The 14,238-nt window shown below is 60.8% G+C and carries 12 protein-coding genes; 9 read left to right on the top strand and 3 right to left on the bottom strand.

The window, feature by feature from the left end:
• Nucleotides 1-15: 15 nt before the first annotated feature.
• From HX815_RS07820 to HX815_RS07790, 7 genes are all read left to right on the top strand, one after another.
• Nucleotides 16-1,374, top strand: a complete 1,359-nt coding sequence (locus tag HX815_RS07820; RefSeq protein WP_003213891.1) for a glutamine synthetase family protein — start codon at nt 16-18, stop codon at nt 1,372-1,374.
• A 58-nt stretch (nt 1,375-1,432) separates the two neighbouring features.
• Entirely contained in the window at nt 1,433-2,797 is a 1,365-nt protein-coding gene (locus tag HX815_RS07815; RefSeq protein WP_003213889.1) for an aspartate aminotransferase family protein, read from the top strand.
• A 207-nt stretch (nt 2,798-3,004) separates the two neighbouring features.
• Nucleotides 3,005-4,099, top strand: a complete 1,095-nt coding sequence (locus HX815_RS07810; protein WP_003213887.1) for a polyamine ABC transporter substrate-binding protein — start codon at nt 3,005-3,007, stop codon at nt 4,097-4,099.
• 165 nt (nt 4,100-4,264) lie between these two features.
• The gene (locus HX815_RS07805; RefSeq protein ID WP_102604092.1) at nt 4,265-5,359 is read left to right on the top strand and encodes a polyamine ABC transporter substrate-binding protein; all 1,095 of its coding nucleotides are present in this window, start codon (nt 4,265-4,267) and stop codon (nt 5,357-5,359) included.
• A gap of 75 nt (nt 5,360-5,434) precedes the next feature.
• Nucleotides 5,435-6,577, top strand: coding sequence for an ABC transporter ATP-binding protein (locus tag HX815_RS07800; RefSeq protein ID WP_003195240.1), 1,143 nt, complete (start codon nt 5,435-5,437; stop codon nt 6,575-6,577).
• On the top strand, nt 6,574-7,494 hold the full coding sequence (locus tag HX815_RS07795; RefSeq protein ID WP_003213882.1) for an ABC transporter permease subunit: 921 nt from the start codon (nt 6,574-6,576) through the stop codon (nt 7,492-7,494). The genes HX815_RS07800 and HX815_RS07795 overlap by 4 nt, the downstream gene beginning before the upstream one ends.
• The gene (locus HX815_RS07790; RefSeq protein WP_008438909.1) at nt 7,491-8,378 is read left to right on the top strand and encodes an ABC transporter permease subunit; all 888 of its coding nucleotides are present in this window, start codon (nt 7,491-7,493) and stop codon (nt 8,376-8,378) included. The genes HX815_RS07795 and HX815_RS07790 overlap by 4 nt, the downstream gene beginning before the upstream one ends.
• A gap of 144 nt (nt 8,379-8,522) precedes the next feature.
• Here HX815_RS07790 and HX815_RS07785 read toward each other — a convergent pair whose 3' ends face one another.
• Nucleotides 8,523-9,164 carry an HD domain-containing protein gene (locus HX815_RS07785; protein WP_003213877.1) on the bottom strand — a complete coding sequence of 214 codons (642 nt, stop codon included), beginning with the start codon at nt 9,162-9,164 and terminating at the stop codon, nt 8,523-8,525.
• A 264-nt stretch (nt 9,165-9,428) separates the two neighbouring features.
• Between HX815_RS07785 and HX815_RS07780 the strand changes: the two genes are divergently transcribed.
• The gene (locus HX815_RS07780) at nt 9,429-10,394 is read left to right on the top strand and encodes a GlxA family transcriptional regulator (protein WP_003213876.1); all 966 of its coding nucleotides are present in this window, start codon (nt 9,429-9,431) and stop codon (nt 10,392-10,394) included.
• On the opposite strand, the gene HX815_RS07775 is transcribed toward HX815_RS07780, so the two are convergent.
• Nucleotides 10,372-10,725 (bottom strand): carboxymuconolactone decarboxylase family protein, encoded by a 354-nt coding sequence (locus HX815_RS07775; RefSeq protein WP_177028033.1) that lies wholly within the window; start codon nt 10,723-10,725, stop codon nt 10,372-10,374. The two genes, HX815_RS07780 and HX815_RS07775, sit on opposite strands and share 23 nt — an antisense overlap.
• A 99-nt stretch (nt 10,726-10,824) precedes the next feature.
• Between HX815_RS07775 and HX815_RS07770 the strand changes: the two genes are divergently transcribed.
• Complete coding sequence (locus HX815_RS07770; protein WP_003213875.1) at nt 10,825-11,727, top strand: AraC family transcriptional regulator; 903 nt, start codon at nt 10,825-10,827, stop codon at nt 11,725-11,727.
• A gap of 131 nt (nt 11,728-11,858) precedes the next feature.
• On the opposite strand, the gene HX815_RS07765 is transcribed toward HX815_RS07770, so the two are convergent.
• On the bottom strand, nt 11,859-14,222 hold the full coding sequence (locus HX815_RS07765) for a penicillin acylase family protein (RefSeq protein ID WP_177028032.1): 2,364 nt from the start codon (nt 14,220-14,222) through the stop codon (nt 11,859-11,861).
• Nucleotides 14,223-14,238 lie beyond the last annotated feature (16 nt).

The following is a 14,238-nucleotide window of genomic DNA, read 5'->3' as shown; positions in this document are numbered from 1 at the left end:
AGCCCAGAGGCATTTATGAGTAACAACCTCGACCAGCTCACCGATTGGTTGAAAGACCACAAGATCACAGAAGTCGAATGCATGATTGGCGACCTCACCGGCATCACCCGGGGCAAGATCTCGCCGACCAACAAGTTCATCGCCGAAAAAGGCATGCGCCTGCCCGAAAGCGTTCTGTTGCAGACCGTGACCGGCGACTATGTCGAAGACGACATCTATTACGAATTGCTCGACCCGGCCGACATCGACATGATCTGCCGCCCGGACGAGAACGCGGTGTACCTCGTGCCCTGGGCCATAGAGCCTACGGCCCAGGTGATCCACGACACCTACGACAAGCAAGGCAACCCGATCGAGCTGTCGCCGCGCAACGTGCTCAAGAAAGTCCTCAAGCTCTACGCCGATAAAGGCTGGCAGCCCATCGTGGCGCCGGAGATGGAGTTCTACCTGACCAAACGCTGCGAAGACCCGGACTTCCCGCTGCAACCGCCGATTGGCCGTTCCGGTCGCCCGGAGACTGGCCGCCAGTCCTTCTCTATAGAAGCGGCCAACGAATTCGACCCGTTGTTCGAAGACGTCTACGACTGGTGCGAATTGCAGGAACTGGACCTCGACACGCTGATCCACGAAGACGGCACGGCGCAGATGGAAATCAACTTCCGTCACGGCGACGCACTGTCCCTGGCCGACCAGATCCTGGTGTTCAAGCGCACCATGCGCGAAGCGGCGCTCAAGCACGACGTGGCGGCCACCTTCATGGCCAAGCCCATGACCGGCGAGCCCGGCAGTGCAATGCACCTGCACCAGAGCATCATCGATATCGCCACCGGCAAGAACGTGTTCTCCAATGAAGACGGGACCAAGAGCGAGCTGTTCCTGCACCACATCGGCGGCCTGCAGAAATTCATCCCCGAGCTGTTGCCGCTGTTCGCCCCTAACGTCAACTCGTTCCGCCGCTTCCTGCCCGACACCTCGGCGCCGGTCAACGTGGAGTGGGGCGAAGAGAACCGCACCGTTGGCCTGCGGGTTCCGGACGCCGGCCCACAAAACCGTCGGGTGGAAAACCGCCTGCCGGGCGCCGACGCCAACCCGTACCTGGCGATTGCCGCCAGCTTGCTGTGTGGCTACATCGGCATGGTCGAAGGCATCAGCCCAAGCGCACCGGTGGTGGGCCGTGGTTACGAGCGCCGCAACCTGCGCCTGCCGCTGACCATCGAAGACGCCCTGGAACGCATGGAAAACAGCAAGACCATCGAGAAATACCTGGGTCACAAATTCATCACAGGCTACGTCGCGGTCAAGCGGGCCGAGCATGAAAACTTCAAGCGCGTGATCAGTTCGTGGGAGCGGGAATTCCTGCTCTTCGCCGTCTGATGCGCCGGGCGCGCCCTTCAAACGGCGCGTCCTCACCTGAAACATCTAGGAGATTGGTATGTCCAGCAACAACCCGCAAACCCGTGAATGGCAAGCCTTGAGCAGCGATCACCACCTGGCGCCGTTCAGCGACTTCAAGCAATTGAAAGAGAAAGGCCCACGGATCATCACCAAAGCCCACGGCGTTTACCTGTGGGACAGCGAAGGCAACAAGATTCTCGACGGCATGGCCGGCCTGTGGTGCGTGGCGATCGGTTACGGTCGCGATGAACTGGCTGATGCGGCCGCCAAGCAGATGAAAGAACTGCCTTACTACAACCTGTTCTTCCAGACCGCCCACCCGCCGGTGCTGGAACTGGCCAAAGCCATCTCCGATATCGCCCCGCAAGGCATGAACCACGTGTTCTTCACCGGCTCCGGCTCCGAAGGCAACGACACCATGCTGCGTATGGTCCGCCACTACTGGGCGATCAAAGGCCAGCCGAACAAGAAAACCATCATCAGCCGCAAGAATGGCTACCACGGTTCAACCGTGGCCGGCGCCAGCCTGGGCGGCATGACTTATATGCATGAACAAGGCGACTTGCCGATCCCGGGCATCGTCCACATCGCCCAGCCTTACTGGTTCGGCGAAGGCGGCGACATGAGCCCGGAAGAATTCGGCGTGTGGGCGGCCAACCAGCTGGAAGAGAAGATCCTGGAACTGGGCGTGGACAACGTCGGTGCCTTTATTGCCGAGCCGATCCAGGGTGCCGGTGGCGTGATCGTGCCGCCAGACAGCTACTGGCCGCGCATCAAGGAAATCCTCGCCAAGTACGACATCCTGTTCGTGGCTGACGAAGTGATCTGTGGGTTTGGCCGCACCGGTGAGTGGTTCGGTAGCGATTTCTACGGCCTCAAGCCCGACATGATGACCATCGCCAAGGGCCTGACCTCCGGCTACATCCCGATGGGCGGCCTGATCGTGCGCGACGAAGTGGTCGCCGTGCTGAACGAAGGCGGTGATTTCAACCACGGCTTCACCTATTCCGGTCACCCGGTGGCGGCAGCGGTAGCCCTGGAAAACATCCGCATCATGCGCGATGAACAAATTGTTAAGCACGTGCACGACGAAACGGCACCCTATTTGCAAAAGCGTTTGAGGGAACTGGCTGATCACCCGCTGGTGGGTGAAGTTCGCGGTGTGGGCATGCTCGGTGCCATCGAACTGGTTCAGGACAAGGCAACGCGCAAGCGTTATGAAGGCCGTGGTGTTGGCATGATCTGCCGCACGTTCTGCTTCGAGAATGGCCTGATTATGCGCGCCGTGGGCGACACCATGATCATTTCGCCACCGTTGGTGATCAGCAAGGCCGAGATAGACGAGTTGGTGACCAAGGCGCGGCACTGCCTGGACCTGACTTTGGCGGCATTGCAGGGCTAAATGCTAGGCTCAGAACGCAGCGCCTGTCGGGCGCTGCCTCTGGGATGTTAGAAAAGCGGGGCATTGGTTGAAAGCCAGCCCCTGAACTTGCCAGACTGTCGCCCTGTTTTGTCGCCCTTAGACGGGCTGCGAAACACGTTGTAATTAAAGAACGAACGTGGCCCAAAAAAGAAAAAATTGGAGCATGACCGAATGAAGGCATTAGGTTTGAAGAACGCTGGCAAGACCCTCCTGGCCTTGTCCCTGATGGGGGCCATGGCAGGCGCGGCACACGCCGACGATAAAGTGCTGCACGTTTATAACTGGTCCGACTACATCGCACCGGACACCATCGCGAACTTTGAAAAAGAGTCCGGGATTAAGGTGGTCTATGACGTGTTCGACTCCAACGAAACCCTGGAAGCCAAGTTGCTGGCAGGCAAGTCCGGCTACGACATTGTCGTGCCGTCGAACAACTTCCTCGCCAAGCAGATCAAGGCCGGTGTTTACCAGGAACTGGACAAGTCCAAGCTGTCGAACTACGACAACTTGAACAAGTCCCTGCTTAAAGCCGTGTCCATCAGCGACCCGGACAACAAGCACGCCTTCCCGTACATGTGGGGCTCGATCGGCATCGGCTACAACCCGGAGAAGGTCAAGGCCGCACTGGGCATCGACAAGATCGACTCGTGGGACACCATCCTCAAGCCGGAAAACCTCGCCAAGCTCAAAGGCTGCGGTGTGAGCTTCCTCGATTCGCCAACCGAAATGCTGCCAGTGGCACTGCATTATCTGGGCCTGCCGACCGACACCCAGAAGAAGGAAGACCTCAAGCAAGCCGAGGCCCTGTTCCTCAAGCTGCGTCCTTCGATCGGCTACTTCCACTCGTCCAAGTACATTTCCGACCTGGCCAACGGCAACATCTGCGTAGCCGTGGGTTATTCGGGTGACGTGCAACAGGCCAAGTCCCGCGCGGCTGAAGCCGGTGGCAAGGTCAAGGTTGCCTATGACATTCCGAAAGAAGGTGCCGGCAGCTTCTATGACATGGTCGCCATCCCTAAAGATGCCGAAAACGTCGACGCTGCCTACAAGTTCATGAACTACCTGCTGAAGCCGGAAGTCATGGCGGGCATTACCAACAGCGTACGTTTCCCGAACGGTAACGAGAAAGCTACCGCGTTGGTCGACAAAGACATCACCAGCGACCCAGGCATTTATCCGCCAGCGGACGTGCAAGCCAAGCTGTATGCCATTGCTGACTTGCCGGCTGCTACTCAGCGGGAAATGACCCGCAGCTGGACCAAAATCAAATCGGGCAAGTAAAGCCGCTTTGATACCTGTTTTGCTAACTGCCGCGATGCGCGCGGTGGTTAGCGAAACAATTAAATGACAGAAAGTTTTGCCGGATCGGTTTATCGAGGGTAAGTTGCGCGCCGGTTTTGTTGCCGGGCAACAACTTCGGGCCCAACTATTTAAGAGGACCTCCACTTGCCAATTTCTTTATTTCGCAAAGCCTTGCTGGTGGGTGCAGGTATCACGCTGGCTGTCAGCGTGCAGGCCGCGCCGACTGTGCATATTTATAACTGGTCGGACTACATCGGCCCGGACACCCTGGCCAACTTTGAAAAGGCCACCGGCATCAAGCCGGTCTACGACGTGTTTGATTCCAACGAAACCCTGGAAGGCAAGTTGCTCGCCGGGCGTACCGGGTATGACGTGGTCGTGCCGTCGAACCACTTCCTCGGCAAGCAGATCAAGGCCGGCGCGTTCCAGAAGCTCGACAAGTCGCAACTGACCCACTACGCCAACCTCGACCCGGCGCTGCTCACGCGCCTGGAAAAGAACGACCCGGGCAACCAGTACGCCGTGCCGTATCTGTGGGGCACCAACGGCATTGGCTACAACGTCGACAAGGTCAAGGAAGTGCTGGGCGTCGACAAGATCGACTCCTGGGCCGTGCTGTTCGAGCCGGAAAACATGAAGAAGCTGGCCACGTGCGGTGTGTCGTTCATGGACTCGGCGGATGAAATGCTGCCGGCGGTGCTCAACTACATGGGCCTCAACCCCAACAGCACCAACCCTGAAGACTACAAGAAGGCTGAAGAGAAACTCCTGAAAGTGCGTCCCTACGTGACCTACTTCCATTCTTCCAAATACATCTCGGACCTGGCCAACGGCAACATCTGCGTGGCGGCCGGCTTCTCCGGTGATGTGTTCCAGGCCAAGGCTCGTGCAGCCGAGGCGGGCAAGGGCGTGAACATCGCCTACGTGATTCCGAAAGAAGGCGGCAACCTGTGGTTCGACGTGCTGGCCATCCCCAAGGATGCCACCAACGTCAAAGAGGCCCTCGCCTTCATCAACTATTTGCTGAAACCTGAAGTGATCGCTCAGGTCAGTGATTACGTCGGTTACGCCAACCCTAACCCAGGGGCGGACAAACTGATGGAGCAATCGATACGCACCGACGAAGCGGTTTACCCACCGCAGGCGGTTCTCGACCGGACTTTTGTCAACTTCGAGCTACCCCCGAAAGTGCAACGTTTGATGACCCGTAGCTGGACCAAGGTCAAGACGGGCAAGTAAGGCTTAACGCTCAAACTATCCAAGGCTGGCCCGTATTGGGCGAGCTGCACTCTTTTTATTCTGGGAGTTTCGTAAATGGCAGTTGCCTCCGGCGCCTATAAGAAAGCCCTCGAGGGCGACCAGACACCGAAAAAGGTGCTGGTCAAAATCGACCGGGTCACGAAGAAGTTCGACGAGACGATTGCGGTGGACGATGTGTCCCTGGAAATCAAGAAAGGCGAAATCTTCGCCTTGCTCGGCGGATCGGGTTCGGGCAAATCCACCTTGCTGCGCATGCTCGCAGGCTTCGAGCGCCCAACGGAAGGACGCATTTACCTCGACGGTGTGGACATCACCGACATGCCGCCGTACGAGCGGCCGATCAACATGATGTTCCAGTCCTACGCCTTGTTCCCCCACATGACCGTGGCCCAGAACATCGCGTTTGGCCTGCAGCAGGACAAGATCCCCAAGGCCGAGGTCGACGCCCGTGTGGCCGAGATGCTCAAGCTGGTGCAGATGAGCCAGTACGCCAAGCGCAAGCCGCACCAGCTGTCCGGCGGCCAGCGTCAGCGGGTGGCGCTGGCGCGTTCCCTGGCCAAGCGTCCGAAACTGCTGCTGCTCGATGAGCCGATGGGCGCACTCGACAAGAAGCTGCGTTCGCAGATGCAACTGGAGCTGGTGGAGATCATCGAGCGCGTGGGCGTGACCTGCGTGATGGTGACCCACGACCAGGAAGAGGCCATGACCATGGCCGAGCGCATCGCGATCATGCACCTGGGCTGGATCGCCCAGATCGGCAGCCCGATCGACATCTATGAAACGCCGACCAGCCGCCTGGTGTGCGAGTTCATCGGCAACGTCAACATCTTCGACACCCAGGTGGTGGACGACGCCGAAGGCCACGCGGTACTCAAGTGCCCGGACCTGGACCGCGATATCTACGTCGGCTACGGCATCGCCACTTCGGTGGAAGACAAGTCGGTGACCTACGCCATCCGCCCTGAAAAGCTGCTGGTGACCACCGAAATGCCGACCTGCGAGCACAACTGGTCCAGCGGCAAGGTGCATGACATCGCCTACCTCGGCGGCCATTCGGTGTTCTACGTCGAATTGCCGAGCGGCAAGCTGGTGCAATCCTTCGTGGCCAACGCCGAACGCCGTGGCCAGCGCCCTACCTGGGGCGACCAGGTGTACGTGTGGTGGGAAGACGACAGCGGCGTGGTACTTCGCTCATGAACATGAAGAAGTTCAAACGCCAGCTGCAACGAATAACCCCCGGTGGCCGGCATGTGGTCATCGGGATCCCTTTCCTCTGGTTGTTCCTGTTCTTCATGCTGCCGTTCTTCATCGTCTTGAAGATCAGCTTTGCCGAAGCCGACGTAGCGATCCCGCCTTACACCGAGATCTACACCTTCGTTGAACAGAAACTGCAGTTGGTGCTGAACCTGGCCAACTACGGGATGCTGGGCGATGACGAGTTGTACATCGCGGCGTACCTGGGCTCGCTGAAGATGGCGTTTTTCAGCACCATCCTCTGCCTGCTGATCGGCTACCCGATGGCCTACGCCATTGCCAGCGCACGCAAGGAAATCCAGACCGTGCTGGTGCTGCTGATCATGATGCCGACCTGGACTGCGATCCTGATCCGGGTCTATGCGTGGATGGGCATCCTCAGCAACAACGGCTTGCTCAACGGCTTCCTGATGTCCATCGGGTTGATCAACGAACCGCTGCAGATTCTCAACACCAACATTGCGGTGTATATCGGCGTGGTCTATTCGTACCTGCCGTTCATGATCCTGCCGCTGTACGCCAACCTGGTGAAGCACGACCAGAGCCTGCTGGAAGCCGCGTCGGACCTGGGTTCGAGCACCTTCAACAGCTTCTGGAAAATCACCGTGCCGCTGTCCAAGAACGGCATCATCGCCGGCTGCATGCTGGTGTTTATCCCGGTGGTGGGCGAGTTCGTGATCCCGGAACTGCTGGGCGGTCCGGAAACCCTGATGATCGGTAAAGTGTTGTGGCAAGAATTCTTCAACAACCGTGACTGGCCGGTGGCGTCTGCCCTGGCGGTGGTGATGCTGGCGATCCTGATCGTGCCGATCATCCTGTTCAACCGCAGCCAAGCCAAAGAGATGGAGGGCAAGATATGAAGCGCGTCAGTTTCTCAAGCTTCATGCTGGTGGCGGGGTTGCTGTTCATCTACCTGCCGATGCTGATCCTGGTGATCTACTCGTTCAACGAATCCAAACTGGTGACGGTGTGGGGCGGTTGGTCGATCAAGTGGTACGTCGGCCTGTTGGACAACACCCAGTTGATGGGCTCGGTCGGTCGTTCCCTGGAAATCGCCTGCTACACCGCGATTGCGGCAGTGGCACTCGGTACATTGGCGGCGTTCGTGCTGACGCGCATCAGCCAGTTCAAGGGCCGCACGCTGTTCGGCGGCCTGGTGACGGCGCCGCTGGTGATGCCGGAAGTGATCACCGGCCTGTCGCTGTTGCTGCTGTTCGTGGCCATGGCGCAGATGATCGGCTGGCCGCAGGAACGTGGCCTGGTGACCATCTGGATCGCCCACACCACGTTCTGTTCGGCGTATGTGGCGGTGGTGGTGTCGGCGCGCTTGCGTGAGCTGGACCTGTCGATTGAAGAGGCAGCCATGGACCTGGGTGCGCGGCCGTGGAAGGTGTTCTTCCTGATCACCATCCCGATGATCGCGCCGTCGCTGGCGGCGGGCGGCATGATGTCGTTCGCGCTGTCGCTGGATGACCTGGTGTTGGCCAGCTTCGTGTCGGGGCCGGGTTCGACCACGTTGCCGATGGAAGTATTCTCGGCGGTGCGCCTGGGGGTTAAACCCGAGATCAACGCCGTGGCCAGCCTGATTCTGTTGGCGGTGTCGATCGTGACCTTCCTGGTGTGGTTCTTCAGCCGCCGTGCCGAAGAGCATCGCAAGAAAGCGATCCAGCAGGCGATTGAAGAAGCGGCTGCGGATGGTTGGGAGAAGCCGGCGGATTCGCGTCGGGCTCCAGCACCGGTCTAATCAGGTAGCCCTGAAGAAACCGGATCAAAAATGTGGGAGCGGGCTTGCTCGCGAAAGCGCAGTGTCAGTCACCGGATGTATTGACTGATCCACTGCCTTCGCGAGCAAGCCCGCTCCCACATTTTGATTGCATTCCAATTCGGGTTAAGCAGTCCAAGGCGACTTGCGAATCACCTCGACGAAATTCATCGGCTTGAACCCCGGCTCCTGATCCACCAGCACATCGGTCTTCACGTTGCCAAACGTGGTCTGCGGACGATGGCGCAGGCCGTCGGCAAACGCGCAGATGATGCACTCCTTGAACCCTTCACCCCGTGGATGCGCATGCACCACTGCTTCGCGCTGCACGCTGGTAAACGCCGCGTACTCCATTCCCAGCACATCCATTTCCACGCCCGCGGTCACCAGCGCCACGGTTGGACGCAAGTGCTTGGGCACCCCCGGTGTGGTGTGCAGGGCGATGGACAACCACACCTGTTCGATGTCGTCATCGCTCAACCCGTAAGGCTTGAGAAAGTCCGCCGCCGCGTTGGCGCCGTCCACTTCAAAGCGTTCGTCGTCACTGCGGTGACCTTCCACCAGGCCCAGGTCGTGGAACATCGCGCCGACGTACAGCAACTCCGGGTTATAGGCCAACTGCTGGCGCTCGCCGCTCAATGCGCCGAACAGGAACACCCGGCGGGAGTGGTGGTAGAGCAGGTCGGATTCGATGTCGCGGATGTATTCGGTGGTGGCCTTGGCCAGGGCGCTGTCCGGGATCTTGATGCCGGCGATGGTGGTGCTCATGGTCGTTCTCCTCAAGAAAGCGCCGGGTGGCGCCGATGAGTCCAGTCTGGTCGCGCGCCCGCGAAGGGGCCATCGCGGCGAGGATGCGATCCCGGCCAATGTGCCGCGATATCGCGCCAAGGCTATGCGCGATCAAATGTAGGAGCTGGCTTGCCTGCGATAGCATCACCTCGGTATACCTGCTACACCGAGGTGTCTGCATCGCCGGCAAGCCAGCTCCTACAAGGGTTGTGTTTATTCAGTTAGAAAAAGGTGTTTCTGCTCATGGGCAAAACCGTCGCCATCCTGATCTTCCCCGGCGTCCAGTCACTGGACGTGACCGGCCCCCTGGATGTGTTCTGCGAGGCCAACCGTTTTCTGCCGCCCGAGGCGCATTACCAGCTGGAGGTGATTGGCCTGGGGCACGGCAACATGGCCTGTTCCAACGGCTTGTCGTTGCAGGCACACCGGCATTTCAGCGAGGCCCTCGAGCCTTACGACTTGCTGTTGATGGCCGGCGGGCCTCAGTTGCCCTTCGAGGATTTCGGCCCGGTGTTCAATCAATGGCTGCGTGACGCCAGTGCGCGAGCCCGGCGCTTCGGCTCCATCTGCAACGGTGCCTTTATGCTCGCCCGCGCCGGGTTGCTGGACGGGCGCACCGTCACCACCCACTGGGGCGACGCTGCCGACCTGGCCGCCTTATGCCCATCGGCCCAGGTCGAAGCCGACCGCCTCTATGTGCAGGACGGCAACCTCTACACCTCGGCCGGGGTGACGGCGGGCATCGACCTGTCGCTGTACCTGCTGGCCCAGGACCACGGCCCGGAAGTCGCCCTCAGCGTGGCCAAGCGCCTGGTGGTGTTCACCCAGCGTTCCGGCGGGCAGTCGCAGTTCAGCCCGTTCCTGACACCCCACGCGCAAGCCACCTCGGCGGTGGCGCTGGTGCAGCTGTATGTATTGGCCAACCTGACGGGCGACCTGACCATCGCCGACCTGGCCAAAGCCGCCAACATGAGCGCGCGCAACTTCTCGCGGGTATTTGCCCGGGAGGCGCAGATCACTCCGGCGGAGTTCGTCGAGCGGGCGCGGGTGGATGCGGCGCGGGTGATGCTCGAAAGCACCCACGCACCGCTCAAGACCGTGGCGTATCAATGCGGCTTTCGCGATGCCCAGCACATGCGCAGTGTGTTCAATCGCCGGCTGGGCGTGACGCCGCAACAATTCCGGCTTAATTTTGCTGCGCCGGTTTGAGCGTGTCATAGGCTTCCAGGGCGCGCAGCGAGTAGATATACGCCGCGCCGGCATTCAGCGAGATCGCGGTGGCCAGGGTCGCGGCCACTTCTTCGCGGGTGGCGCCGGCCTTGATCGCCGCGTCGGCATGCACGCCGATGCAGCCGTCACAGCGGGTGGTGATGGCCACGGCGATGGAAATCAGCTCGCGGGTCTTGGCATCGAGGACGTCATTTTCCTCGGCTGCTTCCCCCAGCGCCATGTAGGCTTTGACCATCTTCGGGTTGCTCTTGCCCAGCGCGCCAAAGGCTTTCGTCACGGTAGGCAGCAAGTCGGACCAGTTATTGAACATCGTGTTAACTCCTGAACGGGTTGGGTGTGAAGCCAGTGTGCGCGGTTCAGGTTTGGCGCTTTTGTTCGATCCACTCACCTTTTTGACCGATGCTCGCAAATGAACTCCATCGACACCCTCATCGCGTTGGCCAACCTGCGGGGCAGCCTGGACTTGCGTTGCCAGTTCCAGGGCGCCTGGGCCATGGACCACGAGCCCGAGCCGCTGGGCGTGGCGCCGTATCACATTGTGCTGGCGGGCACCTGCCGCGCCGAATTGTCCGGCGGGCAGCAGGTGACGCTGGAGGAGGGCGACATCCTGTTGATGCCCGGTGGCGCGACGCACCTGGTGCGCAGCCAGGGCGCGCGGGTAAAGCCGGTGGCGCAGACCGTGATCGAAGGCGGCTTGCTGCCGATCCATCGCCTGGGCGGTGAGCAGCCGGACGTGGACATGCTCTGCGGCAGCTTTCGCTACAACCGCCAGTCGTTGCTGTTCAGTGCGTTGCCGGACTACCTAGTGGTGTCCAGCCGGCAGTGGCAGGCCGATGGACAGTTGGCGGCATTGATCGCACTGCTGCGCAGCGAGGCGGATGGGCAGCGGCTGGGGGCGCGGTTTTTCATTGATGCGCTGTCGTCGGCGTTGTTCACCCTGATCCTGCGGGCATGGCTGACGCAGCAAGCGCCGGTGGCGGGCACCTTTGCCTTGTTGACCGACAAACGCCTGGGCAAGGCCTGGCAGGCGATGCTGGCGGATCCTGGGCATGAGTGGACCATCGACAGCCTGGCCAGCGCCGCGTCGATGTCCCGGGCGACCTTCATGCGTGGGTTTGTCAAAGTGGCGGGCGTGTCGCCGTGGGTGTTGCTGACGCAGTTGCGCATGGAGCTGGCGTTCAACCTGCTGCATCAGTCGCGGCTGAGCCTGACGGATATTGCCGCTCGGGCGGGGTATCAATCCCAGGCGGCGTTCAGCAAGAAATTCAAGGAAACCTACGGTGAGGCGCCGGGGCGGCTGCGTACCCGCTAGAAGCAACAACGCAAATCAAAATGTGGGAGCGGGCTTGCTCGCGAATGCGGAGTGTCAGTCACCAGATGTATTGACTGATCCACCGCATTCGCGAGCAAGCCCGCTCCCACATTGGTTTTTTGTTTCTTCAGTTATTGCGGTGTCCGGGCCGGCAACAGCTTGAGCGTACTACGAGTATTCGCCGTCACTTCCTCATCATTGAAATGCGCCTGCTCATACCCGCCTTCGATGTACGTTTCCGCCTGATCGGAATAGTGCTTGTCGAACGGCACACCACTCTGCCCGACCGGGTTGATGGTCAGCCCATGTGCGGCATCGGCGAAATCAATCAGGCGTCGGGTCGACGGCCCGTACGTCACCGGCCACGGCGCCGGGCCGATCTGTGCGGATTGGTTGTTGGGCACTTCATGGCTGCCGGGAGCGGCAAACGGGCCTACGTTGACGATCTTGTCCAACGGCTTCTGCGAGCCCAGTGGATGGCCGTGGGTCAGGGTGTGGGCCTTGCCCCATTGCCACTGCGATGGGTCGTCACCAAAGGTCGCCTTGAGGTGTTGCAGGCTGTTGTCCCAGGCAAGCTTGACGGTCTCGGCGCGGTGGCCATCCCACCACGGCGAATCCGCTGAAGCGGCCAGGCGCGGCAAGGCTGCGTCCACTACCCGAGTGGTGAGCAAGGTCTTGAACATCCCATCGCCCAGTTTCGGGTGGAACGCCGCGTCAGTGAGGTTGAACAGGAACTGGTTGAACAGCGTGGCACTGGTGGAGTCCAGCGGGTAATCGCCTTTCCAGGCTGCCAGTTGCTCCACCAGCTTCAACTGCGCCGGGTCCTTGACCACCTCACGCAGCACCGGCAGCAGCGGTGCCAGCAGCCGTGGGCCGTAGGCGGTGGTGGTGCCGAGCTGCAAGGCCTGGCTGTTGTCCACGTCCCATTTCACGCTGTTGTCGCTCAGTTGCGCGTTCAACTGCTGGCCACGGTCTGCCAGGTTGTAATACCCGGGGATCGGCATGCCGGTGGGTGACGCCGGCTGGGCATTGGCGGACACCACATAACCGCGGGCCGGGTTTTCTTCCTGGGGGTTGGCGCTGAATGGGTAGAAACCGAGCTTGTCCGCCTGGGCGGTACTGCCGTCGAGGATAAAGCCCGGGTTGACCCCGGCCGGGCGGATCGGCAATTGCGCCGCCGCCCACCAGCCGATATCGCCCTTGGCATTGGCCCATACGATGTTCAAGCCAGGCGCCTGGACCTTGGCCGCCGCCGCACGCGCTTTGGCGAGGGTATCGGCACGGTTGAGCTGATAGAAACCGTCGAGGATCGGGTTTTCGGTATCCAGGAATGCCCACCACATGGCAATCGGCGTCTTGCCGGCATTCTCGCCGAGCACGTCGTTGATGATCGGACCGTGGGGCGAGGTGCGCAGGGTCAGGGTTACCGGGTCCTGGCCCTTGACCGCGATCTGTTGCTCGCTGCTGGTCATGTCCACCCACTTGTCGTGGTACCAGACCTGGTTGGGGTTGTCCGGGTTGACCTTCTCGGCGATCAGGTCGAGGTCATCGTTCTGGAACATGGTCAGGCTCCAGCCGAAATCCTTGTTGTGGCCCAGGAACGCCACCGGCACCAGCGCGTTGTGATAGCCGTACAGCTCGAAGCCCGGCGCCGACAGCTGCGCCTCGTACCACACCGACGGCACCGAGAAACGGATATGCGGGTCACCCGCCAGCAACGGCTTGCCGCTCTTGGTGCGGCTGCCGCTGATGGCCCAGGCGTTGCTGCCTTCGAACTGCGGCAGGCCGTTGTCGGCCATGGCCTGTTCGCTCAACTGGGCAATGGCGCCGAGGTCTTCCCAGTCACCGGCCGCCAGGTTCAGCGCGCCCTTGGGCTGCCAGTCGAGGTCGAAGACCTTCAGGTAGTCGTTGCCCAACTGATCGCGTACGTAGGTCAGCAAGGGTTCGGTGCGGAAGGCTGCGGCAAAGCTGTAGGCCAGGTAGCCGGCGACGCTGATGGTGTCTTCGGCGGTGAACGGGCGCTTGGGGATGCCCAGTACGTCGAACTCCATGGGTTTGGCGTGGCTGTCCTGATACTGGTTGACCCCGTCCAGGTAGGCTTGCAGGGCCTTCCAGGACGCAGACTCATGGTCCATGTGCTCGACGTAGCTCAAGGCGCGCTCGCGAATGCGCAGGCTGCGAAATAGCTTGTCGGTCTCCAGCAGCTTGGGCCCCAGCACCTCGGCCAGCTCGCCACGGGACAGGCGCCGCATGATCTCCATCTGGAACAACCGGTCCTGGGCATGCACGTAGCCGAGGGCACGGTACAGGTCGGTCTCGTTCTCGGCGCGGATATGCGGCACGCCTCGGTCGTCGTAGCGCACGGTGACCGAACCTTGCAGATGGGCCAGCTCCACCGTGCCCTGGCGGGTCGGCTGCTTGCTGTACACGTACCAGCCGGCGCCAACCATAAGGGCTACGAGCAGGATGGCCAGCGCGGTCAGGATGCGTTTCATGGGTTGTCCCTTATTA

Origin of the sequence: Pseudomonas sp. E6002 (assembly GCF_013385565.1) — a bacterium.
Taxonomy (GTDB): domain Bacteria; phylum Pseudomonadota; class Gammaproteobacteria; order Pseudomonadales; family Pseudomonadaceae; genus Aquipseudomonas.
The sequence above is the reverse complement of the archived record's forward strand: the minus strand, read 5'-3'. Positions and strand labels throughout refer to the sequence as shown.

Bases quoted from the DNA above. Each gene is read 5' to 3' on its own strand.
- HX815_RS07820 (WP_003213891.1), top strand. From the start codon at position 16: ATGAGTAACAACCTCGACCAGCTCACCGATTGGTTGAAAGACCACAAG.
- HX815_RS07815 (WP_003213889.1), top strand. From the start codon at position 1,433: ATGTCCAGCAACAACCCGCAAACCCGTGAATGGCAAGCCTTGAGCAGC.
- HX815_RS07800 (WP_003195240.1), top strand. From the start codon at position 5,435: ATGGCAGTTGCCTCCGGCGCCTATAAGAAAGCCCTCGAGGGCGACCAG.
- HX815_RS07795 (WP_003213882.1), top strand. From the start codon at position 6,574: ATGAACATGAAGAAGTTCAAACGCCAGCTGCAACGAATAACCCCCGGT.
- HX815_RS07790 (WP_008438909.1), top strand. From the start codon at position 7,491: ATGAAGCGCGTCAGTTTCTCAAGCTTCATGCTGGTGGCGGGGTTGCTG.
- HX815_RS07785 (WP_003213877.1), bottom strand. From the start codon at position 9,164: ATGAGCACCACCATCGCCGGCATCAAGATCCCGGACAGCGCCCTGGCC.
- HX815_RS07780 (WP_003213876.1), top strand. From the start codon at position 9,429: ATGGGCAAAACCGTCGCCATCCTGATCTTCCCCGGCGTCCAGTCACTG.
- HX815_RS07775 (WP_177028033.1), bottom strand. From the start codon at position 10,725: ATGTTCAATAACTGGTCCGACTTGCTGCCTACCGTGACGAAAGCCTTT.
- HX815_RS07770 (WP_003213875.1), top strand. From the start codon at position 10,825: ATGAACTCCATCGACACCCTCATCGCGTTGGCCAACCTGCGGGGCAGC.
- HX815_RS07765 (WP_177028032.1), bottom strand. From the start codon at position 14,222: ATGAAACGCATCCTGACCGCGCTGGCCATCCTGCTCGTAGCCCTTATG.